13 protein-coding genes are annotated in these 14361 nt (G+C 52.3%); 11 read left to right on the top strand and 2 right to left on the bottom strand.

Features of this window, described 5'->3' with window-relative positions; all coding sequences use genetic code 11:
* Nucleotides 1-68: 68 nt before the first annotated feature.
* The 11 genes from J0X21_RS14350 (at nt 69) to J0X21_RS14300 (ending at nt 11585) form a co-directional block, all read left to right on the top strand.
* Nucleotides 69-2807: a calcium-transporting P-type ATPase, PMR1-type gene (locus J0X21_RS14350; protein WP_206812900.1), complete on the top strand. Its 2739-nt coding sequence runs from the start codon at nt 69-71 to the stop codon at nt 2805-2807.
* Nucleotides 2808-3079: 272 nt separating this feature from the next.
* Nucleotides 3080-3916 carry a diaminopimelate epimerase gene (gene dapF, locus J0X21_RS14345; RefSeq protein WP_206812899.1) on the top strand — a complete coding sequence of 279 codons (837 nt, stop codon included), beginning with the start codon at nt 3080-3082 and terminating at the stop codon, nt 3914-3916.
* A gap of 109 nt (nt 3917-4025) precedes the next feature.
* Nucleotides 4026-5198 (top strand): LL-diaminopimelate aminotransferase, encoded by a 1173-nt coding sequence (locus tag J0X21_RS14340; RefSeq protein ID WP_206812898.1) that lies wholly within the window; start codon nt 4026-4028, stop codon nt 5196-5198.
* Nucleotides 5199-5393: 195 nt separating this feature from the next.
* Nucleotides 5394-6272 carry a YicC/YloC family endoribonuclease gene (locus tag J0X21_RS14335; RefSeq protein WP_206812897.1) on the top strand — a complete coding sequence of 293 codons (879 nt, stop codon included), beginning with the start codon at nt 5394-5396 and terminating at the stop codon, nt 6270-6272.
* A gap of 15 nt (nt 6273-6287) precedes the next feature.
* On the top strand, nt 6288-6563 hold the full coding sequence (gene remA, locus J0X21_RS14330) for an extracellular matrix/biofilm regulator RemA (protein ID WP_206812896.1): 276 nt from the start codon (nt 6288-6290) through the stop codon (nt 6561-6563).
* 10 nt (nt 6564-6573) lie between these two features.
* Nucleotides 6574-7182 (top strand): guanylate kinase, encoded by a 609-nt coding sequence (gene gmk, locus J0X21_RS14325; protein WP_206812895.1) that lies wholly within the window; start codon nt 6574-6576, stop codon nt 7180-7182.
* Complete coding sequence (gene rpoZ / locus J0X21_RS14320) at nt 7179-7385, top strand: DNA-directed RNA polymerase subunit omega (RefSeq protein WP_206812894.1); 207 nt, start codon at nt 7179-7181, stop codon at nt 7383-7385. Before gmk ends, rpoZ begins: the two co-directional genes overlap by 4 nt.
* A 103-nt stretch (nt 7386-7488) precedes the next feature.
* Nucleotides 7489-8709 carry a bifunctional phosphopantothenoylcysteine decarboxylase/phosphopantothenate--cysteine ligase CoaBC gene (gene coaBC / locus J0X21_RS14315; protein WP_209011436.1) on the top strand — a complete coding sequence of 407 codons (1221 nt, stop codon included), beginning with the start codon at nt 7489-7491 and terminating at the stop codon, nt 8707-8709.
* A gap of 6 nt (nt 8710-8715) precedes the next feature.
* Nucleotides 8716-9906 carry a methionine adenosyltransferase gene (gene metK, locus J0X21_RS14310; RefSeq protein WP_206812893.1) on the top strand — a complete coding sequence of 397 codons (1191 nt, stop codon included), beginning with the start codon at nt 8716-8718 and terminating at the stop codon, nt 9904-9906.
* 36 nt (nt 9907-9942) lie between these two features.
* Nucleotides 9943-11184, top strand: a complete 1242-nt coding sequence (locus J0X21_RS14305; protein ID WP_407947656.1) for a phenylacetate--CoA ligase family protein — start codon at nt 9943-9945, stop codon at nt 11182-11184.
* A 14-nt stretch (nt 11185-11198) separates the two neighbouring features.
* Complete coding sequence (locus J0X21_RS14300) at nt 11199-11585, top strand: amino acid-binding protein (RefSeq protein WP_206812892.1); 387 nt, start codon at nt 11199-11201, stop codon at nt 11583-11585.
* Nucleotides 11586-11768: 183 nt separating this feature from the next.
* On the opposite strand, the gene J0X21_RS14295 is transcribed toward J0X21_RS14300, so the two are convergent.
* Together J0X21_RS14295 and J0X21_RS14290 are read right to left on the bottom strand one after the other, a co-directional pair.
* The gene (locus tag J0X21_RS14295; protein ID WP_206812891.1) at nt 11769-12971 is read right to left on the bottom strand and encodes a solute carrier family 23 protein; all 1203 of its coding nucleotides are present in this window, start codon (nt 12969-12971) and stop codon (nt 11769-11771) included.
* A 324-nt stretch (nt 12972-13295) separates the two neighbouring features.
* Nucleotides 13296-13964 (bottom strand): TerC family protein, encoded by a 669-nt coding sequence (locus J0X21_RS14290; RefSeq protein ID WP_206812890.1) that lies wholly within the window; start codon nt 13962-13964, stop codon nt 13296-13298.
* Between the last annotated feature and the right edge of the window lie 397 nt (nt 13965-14361).

Raw genomic sequence — 14361 nt, 5'->3', positions numbered from 1 at the left:
ATTTTTTCTAGGGACAAGGCATAAGCATGTACTAAATCAGGTATGAATGAGAGGAGGAGCTTAGGTACATGCGGCAACAAGCGTGGCACGTCTTGCCTTGGCTGGAAGTGGTTAAAACCCTGGGCGTGCATCCGGGCAAGGGACTAAATCTGAAAGAGGTAAACCGCCGCCTGAGTGAAGTAGGGCAAAATGTCTTAGCGGTAAAAAAAGGGGTTCACCCTGTTTTTCTATTCCTGGGGCAATTCAAGGACTTTATGGTGCTCGTGCTCCTGGCGGCTACGGTGGTGTCCGGGCTCCTAGGGGAGCTGGCCGATGCGATCACCATCATGGCGATTCTCATAATTAATGCGATTCTCGGATTCATTCAGGAGTTCCGGGCCGAGCGTTCCATGGAATCTTTGCGTTCCCTGACGGCCCCGGAAGCGAAAGTCATGCGCGAAGGGGTGGAACAGCGCATTCCGGCATCTGAGCTTGTCCCCGGGGATATTGTGCTGATCGAGGCCGGGGACCGCATTCCCGCAGATATCCGCTGGATTCAGGCGGTGAATCTGGAAGTGGAAGAGTCTGCCCTGACTGGGGAATCCCACCCTGTAAGCAAGAGTATTGCCCCCATCATGGACGAACTGACTCCGATGGCTGACCGTCAGAATATGGGGTACATGGGAACGGTTGTAGTCAATGGGCGGGGTGCAGGGGTTGTGGTCGCGACCGGAATGGAGACGGAGATGGGTGTCATTGCCGGGATGATCCAGAGTGTCGAAGATGAAGAAACTCCTTTGCAAAAACGCCTGGCCCAGCTTGGCAAATGGCTGGTTATTATCAGCGTCTTGGTGTGCGTGGTCGTAGTGATTACCGGGATTTTGCGCGGGGAAGGCTTCTATAAAATGTTTTTTGCCGGGGTCTCGCTTGCGGTCGCAGCGATTCCGGAAGGGCTGCCGGCGATTGTGACGGTGGCCCTGGCGATCGGGGTGCAGCGAATGGTCAAGAGACAGGCCATTATCCGCAAGCTCCCGGCGGTGGAAACCCTGGGCTGTGCCACCGTCATCTGTTCGGATAAGACCGGGACGCTGACTCAGAATGAGATGACGGTGAGGCAGATTTTTGCCGGGGGCAAAATGGTTACGGTCTCGGGTCAGGGATATGATCCCAAAGGGGATTTTCACGGCGGGGAGCCGGGCAGAGAAGGAGAGCCCCTGCGTGAAGCGCTTAAAATCTCGGCCTTGTGCAATAACTCCAAACTGACCAAGAAAGGGGTTCAAGTTGCCGGGCTCTTCCGCTCGGCAGCCAAAGAAGCACCTTGGGGCATCGAAGGGGATCCGACGGAAGGCGCGCTCCTGGTCGCTGCGGCTAAAGCCGGGATTTGGCGCGAGACCTTGGAGCGCAAGGAAGAGCGGATCGGGGAAATCCCGTTTGACTCCGACCGCAAACGCATGAGTGTCATGTACAGCTCCAAAAAAGGGAAATATGCCTATGTCAAAGGGGCGCCGGATGTCATCCTGAAGCTGTGTACCCATGAACTCACCGATCAGGGGCGGATCGAATTAACGGAGCTGCGCAAGCGCAGAATTCTGCGGGCCAATGACGAGATGGCCAAACAGGCCCTGCGCGTCCTGGCTTTGGCGGAGAAGCCGCTGGCCGAAAGCGGCGCGCCGGACGAGCGGAGTGAACAGGGGTTAACTTTCGTCGGACTCATGGGCATGATCGATCCGCCGCGCGCCAGTGCGGCCAAGGCGATTCAAGTCTGCCGCCGGGCCGGGATCAAGCCGGTGATGATCACCGGGGATCATCGGCTGACTGCGGAAGCGGTGGCCAAAGAACTCGGGATCATGCGGCAAGGGTCGGGGGAAATCCTCACCGGGGCGGATTTAGAGAGCATGTCGGAAGAGGATTTGGCGAAAAAAGTGATGAATGTTTCGGTCTATGCCCGGGTTACGCCCAAGGATAAACTGAGAATTGTACGGGCATTTAAGAAACACAACCAAGTGGTAGCCATGACCGGAGACGGGGTGAATGACGCACCCGCCGTCAAGGAAGCAGACATCGGGGTGTCCATGGGCAAGACCGGAACGGATGTCACCAAGGAAGCATCGGCCATGGTCCTGGGGGATGATAATTTCGCCACCATCGTGGCGGCGGTGGAGGAAGGCCGCGCCATTTACGACAACATCCGCAAGTTTATCCGCTACTTGCTCTCCTGCAACTTAGGAGAAGTCTTAACCATGTTCCTGGCGACTTTGGTTGGCTTGCCTTTGCCCCTGCTCCCGATTCAGATTCTATGGGTGAACCTGGTGACGGACGGGCTGCCGGCTATGGCGCTTGGAGTCGACCGAGCGGAACCGGATATTATGAACCGGCCGCCGCGCACACCGGGTGAAAGTGTGTTCGCCCGGGGCTTGGCCCGTAAAATCGGGATTCGGGGGACGCTTATGGGAATCGGAACCTTGTTTGTCTTTGTATCCGCCCTTTTCATCGGAGTTGATATCCTGGGGGCGCGCACCATGGCGTTCACCACTCTGGTTTTTTCCCAGCTCTTCCATGTATTTGACTGCAAGTCGGAGACACGCGGAATTTTCGAAGTCGGGCTGCTTTCGAATCCCTATATAGTGGCAGCCGTTGCGACTTCCGTAACCATGCAGCTAAGTGTTATCTATTTACCGCCGTTGCAGGCAATTTTCAAAACCACGGCCCTAGTGGGCTGGCAGTGGGGCTTAATCCTCGCCGTAGCCGGGGGACCGTCGGTCCTAATCGGACTTGTCCGGCTCTTGCGCCGTCCGATGCGTGTTAAACCTTCCCTAGCCCAGCGTTAAATTAATTCGACCCATTGCTGCGGTTAAGTCTAAACGGCAGCCCAAGAAAAGATGCGTACAAGCATTGAACGAGACTTCATGCAGTCGTGTATACATTCCTGCAAACAGTTGACCGGCGGCAGATGCTCGTAGTATTCTTGAACAGGAACAGTGAGCGCCGCGTAAGCTGTAGGGGAACAGCCTGAAAGGCTAAGAGCTGCATAAGATGGTGTAATACTTAGCGGCACTGAGCCATTGGATGTATGATAGTAAGGCGACTGGGAGGGAAGAACATGGAATTTGTTAAAATGCACGGTCTGGGAAATGACTTTGTCTTCCTGGACCATTTTTCTGTGTCCCCGGCAATGGATTATCCGGCACTGGCCCGCCGTCTCTGCGACCGGCATTTCGGCATTGGTGCAGACGGTCTGATCGTCATTCTTCCATCGAATACTGCCCATGTGCGCATGCGCATTTTTAATGCGGACGGATCGGAGCCGGAAATGTGCGGCAACGGCATCCGGTGTGCAGCCCGATTTGTTCATGATAAAGGATATGTTGCGGTTAACCCCATCACCGTAGAAACCCTGGCCGGAATTCTGAGCTTACGCCTTGATTTTGAGGGTGAGGAAGTCGCAGGAGTACGGGTCGATATGGGTGAGCCCATCTTAAAAGCGGGCCTAATTCCGGTGCTGGCACAAGGAGAACCAGTGGTTAATGCCACTTTGGAAGTCGAGGGCCAACCGATCCATTACACAGCGGTATCCATGGGCAACCCGCACTGTGTGATTTTCGCAGATGATTTTGAGGACTTGGATTTTGACCGTTTGGGTCCTGCTATTGAAAAACACCCTCAGTTTCCGCGGAAAACGAATGTGGAATTTATTCGGGTTGACTCAAACTCGGAACTGACGATGAAAGTCTGGGAGCGCGGAGCCGGACCAACACTGGCTTGCGGCACCGGAGCCTGTGCCTCGGCTGTGGCGGCGGTGCTCAATGATAAGACGGGGCGCGCTGTAACGGTGCATTTGCCCGGAGGCGACCTTTTCATCGAATGGGCGGCGGACAACCACGTCTATATGACCGGCCCGGCGGCCTATGTATTTAAGGGAGAACTCCTTCAAAGTTAATCATTCGAAAAATTATCTCTTCCTAAAATAAAAAGCAATTCAATGTCTATGTGAGCTCTACTGCTTTAAATGCAGATAATAATTTTTCTTAACTGAGGAGGAAGTAACATTGGAAGAAGCACTAAGAATCAAAGCCTTGCCGCCGTACTTATTTGCCCGCATTGATGAGAAGGTCTCTGCAGCCAGGGCTAAAGGAGTGGATGTCATTAGCCTGGGCATCGGGGATCCGGACATGCCGACGCCGGATTATATTATCGAGCGCCTGACCCAGGCTGCCCGGAACCCAGCAAACCACCGCTACCCCTCTTATGTGGGAATGCTTCAGTTCCGCCAGGCTGTGGCGGATTGGTATAAGCAGCGCTCCAAGGTAGAGCTTGACCCTAAAAAAGAAGTCGTGACTTTAATCGGATCCAAAGAGGGGATTGCCCATATCGCTTTTTGCTACATTAATCCGGGAGACATTGCTCTGATTCCGGACCCGGGCTATCCGGTTTACGGGATTGGCACCATGCTGGCCGGAGGAGTTCCGTATAAGATGCCCCTGAAAGCAGAAAACGGATTTTTGCCTGATCTGGACAGCGTCCCGGAAGATGTGGCCCGCAAGGCCAAGCTTATGTTCCTGAACTACCCGAACAACCCGACCTCGGCGATTGCGGATGAGGAATTTTATCTGAAGGCTATTGCTTTTGCCAAGAAATACGATATCATCCTTTGCCATGATGCGGCTTACTCCGAGATTGCTTTTGAAGGGTACAAGCCTCCAAGTTTTCTCAGTCTCCCGGGTGCGAAAGAGGTGGGAATTGAATTCCACTCCATGTCCAAGACCTATAACATGACCGGGTGGCGGGTTGGCTGGGCCGCCGGGAACTCCCGTGTAGTGGAAGCCCTGGGCCGGATTAAGTCAAATATTGACTCCGGTGTTTTCCAGGCGGTGCAGGAAGCAGCGATGGCAGGCCTGGCATCCCCTCCGGCTTTCGTCGAAGAGATCTGCAAGACTTACCAAAAACGCCGGGATATCGTGATTGACGGTTTGAATGCTCTGGGTTGGAATCTGCCCAAGACGAAAGCAACCATTTATGTCTGGCCCCAAGTGCCGCGCGGCTATACTTCCGCTTCCTTTGCCGAGGCGGTGCTGGATAAAGCGGGAGTGGTGGTGACTCCGGGCAACGGCTACGGTGAGTACGGGGAAGGATACTTCCGCATTTCACTCACGGTTGGAACGGAGCGGCTGCAGGAAGCGCTCAAACGCATGCAGCAAAGCCTCGGGAAGTTTGAATTCTAAATAAGCCGGAATCAATGTATAAAAAGGGCCGTGAGGCCCTTTTTGTCTTGGCCAGGCTAAGAGGTAACGAGGCAGAGATGAACGTTCTGAGCTTTTTAATATTGGGAATTGATAGTAGAGATATGATATAATCTGAATGATATTTCTGACTGGTGCATATTTTTTATCGAGCTTATGACAAGGGGTGCATAATAAGTGGCGACCAGCATGACAGGATTTGGCCGGGGTGAGGCCAGTGGAGAAGGTTACCAGTTTACGGTGGAGCTAAAAGCGGTCAATCACCGCTTCTTGGAAGTGGTGGTGCGGCTTCCGCGCAACATGATGAGTTTCGAGGAACCGGTGCGCAAACTGGTGCAGGAGAAACTCCAGCGCGGGCGGGTGGAGGTTTATCTTAATCCGGCGCAAACGGAAGAAAAAAAGAGATTGGCTAAGGTTGACAAAGATTTAGTGCTGTCGTATGATAAAACACTGAAGGAACTCGCATTATCCTTACATACTGCCTATGAGCCGGATATTTACCGTTTGGCGGCCTTGCCGGAGGTTCTTTCCCTGGAAGAAGCGGAAACAGATCTTGACAAGTTGTGGCCGGTCTGCGCTGAAGCCTTAACCTCCGCTCTGGATAATTTTATCCGGATGCGGCTAAAAGAAGGGGAGAAACTAACGGAAGATCTTTGGGGGCGCCTTAATCTACTGGAAGCGTCTTTGGCTAAAATCGAGAAAAGGTCGGATTTGGTCGTCGCTGATTATCAAAAGCGCCTGCGGGAAAGGGTGCAGGCAATGCTTGGCGAAACCGTGCTCGATGAGGCTCGCCTGGCTAATGAAGTTGCGTTTTTTGCGGACCGGGCTTCGATTACGGAAGAGATTGTGCGGTTTCAGAGCCATTTGGAGCAAAGCAGAAAAGCACTTAAAAGCGCTGAACCGGTGGGACGCAAGCTCGATTTTATCATTCAGGAAATGAACCGGGAGATCAACACCATTGGTTCCAAAGCCAATGATTTAGAGATTTCCCAGGTTGTCATAGATGTCAAAAGTGAGTTGGAAAAGGTCAGGGAACAGGTTCAGAATTTAGAATAGGTAGGGGGTTTAACTTTGGATATCAAGCTAATTAACATCGGGTTTGGCAACATTGTCTCAGCGAACCGGATCATTTCCATTGTCAGCCCGGAATCCGCTCCGATTAAGCGGATTATCCAGGAAGCGCGGGATGCCGGCATGCTGATTGATGCGACCTATGGCCGGAGGACGCGGGCAGTCATTATCTGTGACAGTCATCATGTCATTCTGTCGGCGGTACAGCCTGAAACGGTCGCACATCGTCTCTCCAGCAAAGAATCCGGTTCCCATGCGGAAGATCCGGCTGATTAGGTGAGTGAGTGTGGAGAAAGGTGATGGCTTACTGATTGTCCTCTCCGGTCCTTCCGGAGCCGGCAAGGGTACGCTCTGCCGGGAACTGCTCCGTCTGGAGCCGAATCTTCAGTACTCTGTCTCAGCGACCACCCGTCAGCCCCGCCCTGCGGAAGTGGAGGGAGTGCATTATTTTTTCCGCACCAAAGCAGAGTTTGAGGAGATGATTGCCAAAGGTGAGTTGCTGGAATGGGCGGAGTTTTGCGGCAATTATTACGGAACCCCTATTTTTGGAGTGGAACAGGCACTAACCGCAGGCAAAGACGTTATATTAGAGATAGAGACCCAAGGGGCGCTTCAGGTGAAAAAACGCAGCCCCCATGGATTGTTTATTTTTGTTGCTCCGCCCTCGCTTAAGGCCTTGTCCGAAAGAATTCACAAGCGCGGGACGGAAGCGGAAGATGTGATTGCCAGGCGGTTAGCCACTGCCCGTCAGGAAATAAACCTTCTGACGGAATACGATTATGTCGTGGTCAATGATGAAGTTCCTGCCGCGGTGCACAAGTTGCGCAGCATTATTGTCGCAGAGAAGTGCCGTGTTGAGCGGAATCGATTTCTCTTTAAGGAGGAACATTCATGAGACAGCCTTCACTTGATGTATTAATGGATCAAGTAGACAGTAAGTACACGCTGGTGGTCGTTACGGCCAAACGGGCGCGCTCATTTATGGAAGACGGCAATTCTGAGGGTGTGAACAAGGGTATTAAGCCGGTGAGCTTGGCCCTGGAAGATATAGCCCAGGGCAAAATCCGCTACGAACGGACGCGCGAAGGGATTAAATAAGCAGATAAGGTTGTTTACAAGTTAAGGCTTTGTTTCGAAGGTAAAGGTTTATTAATGAAGTAAGTTATTATGAAAGTAAAGCTATTATGAAGGTAAGGCTATTATGAAGGATAAGTTTGTTCTGGTCGGAGTTACCGGCGGGATCGCCGCGTATAAGGCTGCTGAGGTTGTCAGCCGTTTGCGCAAGCTTGGGGCAGATGTGCATGTGGTCATGACGAAGGAAGCAGCCCAGTTTATTGCTCCGCTGACGTTGCAGAGCCTCTCGGCCAATCCGGTTCATGTGGAGATGTTTGCCGAACCCAAGCTTTGGAATGTCGAGCATATTGCTTTGGCCGAACGGGCGGAGGCGGCGGTTGTCGCTCCGGCGACCGCTAATATAATAGCCAAGCTGGCCGTGGGCCTGGCGGATGATTTGCTCTCGACCGTGCTTCTGGCGCTCCGGTCTCCGCTCTTTCTGGCTCCGGCCATGAATCATTGGATGTATCATCATCCCGCAACCCAAGAAAATCTTAAACGTCTGAGAGAACGCTCGGTGCATCTGATCGGCCCGGCTGCCGGCTTTCAGGCCTGCGGGACGGATGGGGACGGGCGCATGAGCGAGCCGCCGGAGATTGTGGAGGAGCTTGAACGCTTCTTCCGGGGAAGGCAGCTATTAAAAGGAAAAAAAGCGCTGGTCACGGCAGGAGGCACCCAGGAACCCCTTGATCCGGTGCGCTATATCGGAAACCGCAGTTCCGGACGCATGGGATACGCCATCGCCCAGGCCTTGCAAGAAGCCGGGGCCGAGACAGTGCTCGTGAGCGGACCGACATCGCTGGAGCCCTTGTCCCAGGTTGAACATGTGCCGGTCATGACGGCCCTCCAAATGCGAGACCAAGTCTTAAAACGCTTTCCGGAAACCGATATCGTGATTAAGGCTGCGGCGGTCGCCGATTACCGGCCGGCGGTGCAGTCGGAGCAGAAGATTAAGAAGCAGGGAGAGGGAGAAATTCTTCATCTGGAACTTATTCCGAACCCGGATATCCTAGCTGAGCTCGGGCGCTCGAAGACCAGGCAGGTTCTCGTGGGTTTTGCTGCGGAAACCGAAGAACTGATTAAACATGCGCAGGACAAAATGCTGCGGAAAAACGTGGACTTGCTGGTAGCCAATGATGTGACCAGGCCGGGGGCGGGTTTTGGCAGCCCCACCAATATTGTTAGCTTTCTCTTCCCGGACGGGAGAAGAATAGATTTACCCCAGCAAGATAAAATCGAAATTGCGCGCAAGCTGGTGCAAGAGATTGCGGTTTTGCTCGGCGTGAAGGGCGTAAAGGAGGAAATTTAACAAACAATGGCTAAAAAACTTTTTACCTCTGAATCTGTAACCGAAGGGCATCCGGATAAAATCTGCGACCAGATTTCGGATGCAATTCTTGATGCAATCTTTGAAAAAGATCCCAATGCCAGGGTGGCTTGCGAAACCTCGGTCACAACCGGGCTGGTGCTCGTGAGCGGAGAAATTACCACCTCCTGCTATGTGGACATTCCCCGGGTTGTGAGGGAGACGATCAGGGAAATTGGCTATACCCGGGCCAAGTTTGGGTTTGATGCGGATACCTGTGCCGTGCTTACCTCCATCGGGGAGCAGTCCCCGGATATTGCCATGGGAGTGGACAAGGCCCTGGAGGCGAAAACCGGGGAAATGTCCGACCAGGAAATTGAAGCCATCGGAGCCGGTGACCAAGGCATGATGTTTGGCTATGCCACCAATGAGACGGAAAGCTATATGCCTCTTCCGATTGACCTGGCACACCGGATGGCTTTGAGCCTGAGTAAAGTGCGTAAATCCGATCTCCTGGACTATCTGCGTCCGGACGGGAAAACTCAAGTGACCGTGGAATACGAAGACGGCAAGCCGGTGCGCATCGACACGATTGTCATCTCAACCCAGCACCATCCGGAAGTCAGCCAGGAGCAAATCCGCAAAGATCTGCTCGAACATGTGGTCTTTCCGACGGTACCGGCGGAACTGCTGGATGAAAAAACCCGCTATTTCATTAATCCCACCGGGCGCTTTGTCATTGGCGGTCCCCAGGGGGATGCGGGTCTTACCGGGCGCAAAATTATCGTAGATACCTATGGCGGGATGGCTCGTCACGGAGGCGGAGCTTTCTCCGGCAAAGATCCCACGAAGGTTGACCGTTCTGCGGCCTATGCCGCCCGCTATGTGGCCAAGAATATTGTCGCGGCCGGTTTGGCTGAGCGCTGCGAAATCCAGATCGCTTACGCCATCGGGGTGGCTCAGCCGGTGTCCGTATCCGTGGAAACCTTCGGTACCGGTAAAATCTCGGATGAAAAAATCATTGAATTGGTGAAGAAAAACTTCGATTTGCGCCCGGCCGGGATTATTAAAACTCTGAACCTGCGCCGGCCGATCTACCGTCAAGTGGCGGCTTACGGCCATTTCGGCAGGCTGGATCTGGATCTGCCCTGGGAGAAGACCGATAAGGCGCAAGACTTAAAAGCGCAAGCCGGGCTCTAAGGTGGGGAGGAAAAGGGCGTGCTGCAAGAGGAAGAGATGGTAAAGGAACTGCGCGAAACCGTTGCCAGAATTCTAAGAGTTCCCTATTATCAAAAGCGTTTGGGAGAGCTGGGAATTACGCAAGCGGAAGACATTCAGTCGCTTAAAGATTTTCAGCGTCTGCCGCTTACCAGTAAAGAAGATTTAAGGCTCAACTACCCGTTTGGGTTAATGGCCGAGCCTGTGGACAACTTGGTGCGGGTGCATGCTTCATCCGGAACCACCGGCAAGCCCACGGTTGTAGGGTATACCCGCAAAGACGTTCAATTATGGGCCGAGATCGTGGCCAACGGCCTGCGCCTGGCGGGGGTTACTTCCAAAGATGTGGTCCAGGTCGCATATGGCTATGGACTATTCACCGGGGGTATGGGGCTGCACTACGGATGTGAAGAACTGGGTGCCCTCGTCGTGCCAATTTCCGGGGGCAATACCCAGAGGCAGCTTATGCTTATGAAAGACTTCGGGACCACCGTTTTGGCCTGTACTCCATCTTATGCCTTATACTTAGCCGAGAGCTTGGAAGAAACGGGGATCTCGCGGGATGAACTGCGCCTTCGTATCGGAATCTTCGGAGCGGAGCCCTGGACGGAGGGTATGCGGGAAGAGATCGAGTCCCGCCTCGGCATCAAAGCCATAGATATTTACGGCTTGAGTGAAATCATGGGTCCGGGGGTGGCGATCGAATGTGAGGGTCAGCACGGGCTCCATATTGATCCGCACTTTTATCCGGAAGTTTTGGACGAAAACGGCAGCCCCTTGCCAGAGGGAAAAAAAGGAGAGCTGGTGTTTACCACGCTCGAAAAAGAAGGATTTCCGGTGCTGCGCTACCGCACCAAGGATTTGACCACTCTCCGCTATGGCAAATGCGAGCATTGCGGACACGAGGGCTGGACCATGGACCGGGTATCCGCCAGAGTGGATGATATGCTGATCATCCGGGGTGTTAACGTTTTCCCCAGCCAAGTGGAGGAAGGGATTTTGGCGGTGGGCGGCTTGGAGCCGCATTACCTGTTAGTGGTGGAACGGGTTGGAACCCTTGACCAATTGGAAGTTTGGGTGGAAGTGAACACGGCGAGCTTCCTGGATGAGGTGCGGGAGTTGGAGAACCTGCAAGAACGGGTTAAGCGCAGTATTGAAGACATTATCGGCATCTCCGTGCGCGTGCGTCTGGTTGAACCGAAAAGCATCCCGCGCAGTGAAGGAAAAGCCAAGCGGGTTATCGACAAACGCAAAGGTTAAAGGAGGGAACGAAGGTGCTGCAGCTATCCATCTTTTTAGAGAACTCCCAGGGCCGGCTGGCCCAAGTCTTAAGCGTCCTGGCAGAGTTAAAGGTCAACATCCGGGCGCTTTCCCTGGCAGATACCAAGGATTATGGCGTTTTGCGCATCATGGTGGACGAGCCGGAAGCCGTAGCAGCCAAGCTCAAGGAGCGGGACTACGTGGTTTCAACCACTCCGGTATGGGTGCTTAAGGTGCATGACCGCGCGGGCGGGCTGTCCGAAGTCTTGAATCAATTGGTCGAACAAGGGGTTTCAGTTGAATATATGTACGCCTTTGTTGAGAAGGCTGGGGAAGCTGCCCAAGTGGTGATCAGGGTTCAGGATGAGCAAGTGATGAGTGAGGCTGTGAAAAAGCTTTAACTAAAGTATACAGGAGTCAGAATTCAGGAGTCAGGAGACAGGATCCAGAATGAGAGAATCGCCGCAACATTTGAGTAACATCTAATTCTGAATAACTGCTTAGTAACAAGCAATAAAGAAACACCCCTGGGTTCAGGTCATCCCAAGGGGTGTTGTCTTGCCGCTTCAAATTTTATATCTTTCTTAGTTCTTTTCCGGATCGCGCAGCACCAGGTTCATAATAATGCCGACGGCAGTGGCCCAGGCCACACCGTGATTGCTTACGCCGATGCCGAGAGCGAAAATAACCGAGGCTATAATCAGGTTTTTGGTGTGAGAGAAATCGACTTTCGCTTCAATCAGGGTGCGTAAGCCGGCCGCGCCGATCATACCGAAGAGGAGAATCGTCACTCCGCCCATAACTGACTGCGGAATAGACATGACCAAAGCTTGGAGCGGATTGAACATGCTCAGGATGATGGCGATGAAGGCGGCAACCCAGAGATTGCGCGAACTATAAACGCGGGTGACGGCTAAGACGCCGATGTTTTCCCCGTAGGTTGTGACCGGGGGTCCACCGAGGAAGCTGGCGACACCGGTAGCCAGACCATTGCCCAAAAGGACGCGGTGAAAGCCGGGGTTCTCAATGGGGTCAGAGTGGGTAATGTTGCCGAGAACAATCATGTGTCCTAGGTCTTCGATGATCGTGACCAAAGCCAAGGGAGCCATCAAGAAGATTGCTTCTTTATTCAAACTGGGCAGCTGATAGGTTGAGAAGTTTACCGGGAAGGCAATAAGGTGTTCAAAAGAGGCCTTTACCCCAGTGAAGTCCACAATTCCTAAGAAAGCAGCCACAATGTAACCGACGATGATAGCGGCCAGAATCGGAATAATCTTAAGAAATCCTTTGGCGTAGATGGACAGGATCAGGGCAACAGCCAGGGTAAAACTTGCTACATACCAGTTGGTGGAAGCCATTTGAGCTGCCACCGGGGTAAGACTCAAGCCGATAATGGCAACGACCGGGCCGGCTACAACCGGAGGGACAATTTTATGAATCCAGGCTGTGCCGAAGACTGACATGAGCAGGTATACTATGATATAAACAAGTCCGACTGCGAGGGCTCCTCCCATCGCGGAGGGCAGATCATTGGAGTTTTTGACAAAGATAGTTAAGGTTCCGATGTAAGCAAAAGATGAACCGAGGTATGCGGGCACCCGGCTTTTGGTGAGGAGCAGGAAGATAATTGTGCCGATGCCTGAGGAGAGAAGTGCGATCGCCGGACTTAGACCGGTGAGAAACGGGACCAGAACGGTTGCGCCAAACATTGCAAAAACGTGCTGCAAACCAAGTGGGATTGCTTGGGCAAGGGGGAGTTTTTCGTGGATTTGAACTTCTGCGGCCATGGAAAAACCTCCTTTTTTCATTAAAGAAAACTTGGCTTGTGCCAAGCCCCTAGGGCGCAGGTAGAAGCCTTAGTTGCACTTATGCGCCCACAGACTTGCACTTTCCGAATAGCTAAACAAAAAACCTCTTCCTTGCCCGCGAGCAAGAAAGAGGCACCCATGCCAAAAAATATCATGGTTCACCATTTCCTTCTTAGCCTCACGGGACTAACTTAAAGGGAAAAGAATTTTGTTTCGTTCAGAGCATACCATAAAAGTACAAGTTTTGACAAGATATTTTTTTGATGAGTTTCCGCTTTTTGCATGCAAACTTTTTGCATGGAACTAGCTTACGACCTTTTTCTGTTTCTTGATTTTACCGGTGATAAGTACTCCAATTACGATTCCAATAATTAATAGCCATTTTAGATAGCTGTTCTCTTCAAAAAAGGGTTTGAGAAACGGCTCGTCCGTAATCATTTTTCCGGCGGTGTAGGCAATAACAGCGGATCCAATGTAAATAATCACCGGATATTTCTCGATGACTTTGATAACCAAGGTGCTGCCCCAGACCACGATCGGCACACTAACCAAGAGACCGATCACAACCATTAAAAAGCTGCCGTGGGCCGCCCCGGCTACCGCCAAGACATTATCCAGCCCCATGACTGCATCCGCTATAATGATCGTGCGAATGGCCGCCCACATGGTGGCGCCTGACTGCACATCGTGTTTTTTCTCTTCCACCAAAAGCTTATAGGCCATCCAGATAAGGACTAACCCTCCGGCTAAGAGCAACCCGGGAATTTTCAAAAGCCAGACAACCACTAGGGTGGCGGCGGCTCTGATGATAACAGCGCCCAGGGTCCCCCAGGCAATGACCGCTTTTTGGTTTTTAGGGGGCAGGTTGCGGGCGGCGAGACCGATGACAATGGCGTTGTCTCCGGCCAAAACCAGATCAATGATGATAATCGAGAACAGGGCTGAAAAAAACTCAGTAGGCAGGAAATTCAAACAAACCACTCCCTCTTAGATTATATATATAGTAAGTACTCAGGAGATAGGAGTCAGGAGCATAATAGAGAATCGCACATTCAAATTACTGAATTCTGACTACTAAATTCTGAATACCTATAAATATGATTTCCGTTTTTTAGAAAAAAATCAGGGTTGTTGCACAAAAAAGACCTTTACCATGATGGTAAAGGTCTTGCAACAACATTCCGTTGTCTGCAGAGCCGAGGGCAAACCCTGAGCTGACGGCTTTGCAGTAAAGCTACTCCCCTTAAGCTATTTGATATGATGATACCGTATGAATGGGGCGGAGTCAATCCCTTAATGAAAAAACGAAATTAAACTATTTTGAATCGCTCTCAATTTAGTCTCTGGTAAGGAAATATGCTAAAATAAG

The organism is Paradesulfitobacterium ferrireducens, from assembly GCF_017310645.1.
GTDB lineage: Bacteria > Bacillota > Desulfitobacteriia > Desulfitobacteriales > Desulfitobacteriaceae > Paradesulfitobacterium > Paradesulfitobacterium ferrireducens.
This window is presented reverse-complemented; position numbering and strand designations above follow the sequence as displayed.

What these genes read in the sequence shown, in the direction of transcription:
- J0X21_RS14350 (WP_206812900.1), top strand. Translation starts at nt 69, where the DNA reads ATGCGGCAACAAGCGTGGCACGTCTTGCCTTGGCTGGAAGTGGTTAAA.
- dapF (WP_206812899.1), top strand. Translation starts at nt 3,080, where the DNA reads ATGGAATTTGTTAAAATGCACGGTCTGGGAAATGACTTTGTCTTCCTG.
- rpoZ (WP_206812894.1), top strand. Translation starts at nt 7,179, where the DNA reads ATGAGACAGCCTTCACTTGATGTATTAATGGATCAAGTAGACAGTAAG.
- coaBC (WP_209011436.1), top strand. Translation starts at nt 7,489, where the DNA reads ATGAAGGATAAGTTTGTTCTGGTCGGAGTTACCGGCGGGATCGCCGCG.
- metK (WP_206812893.1), top strand. Translation starts at nt 8,716, where the DNA reads ATGGCTAAAAAACTTTTTACCTCTGAATCTGTAACCGAAGGGCATCCG.
- J0X21_RS14305 (WP_407947656.1), top strand. Translation starts at nt 9,943, where the DNA reads ATGGTAAAGGAACTGCGCGAAACCGTTGCCAGAATTCTAAGAGTTCCC.
- J0X21_RS14295 (WP_206812891.1), bottom strand. Translation starts at nt 12,971, where the DNA reads ATGGCCGCAGAAGTTCAAATCCACGAAAAACTCCCCCTTGCCCAAGCA.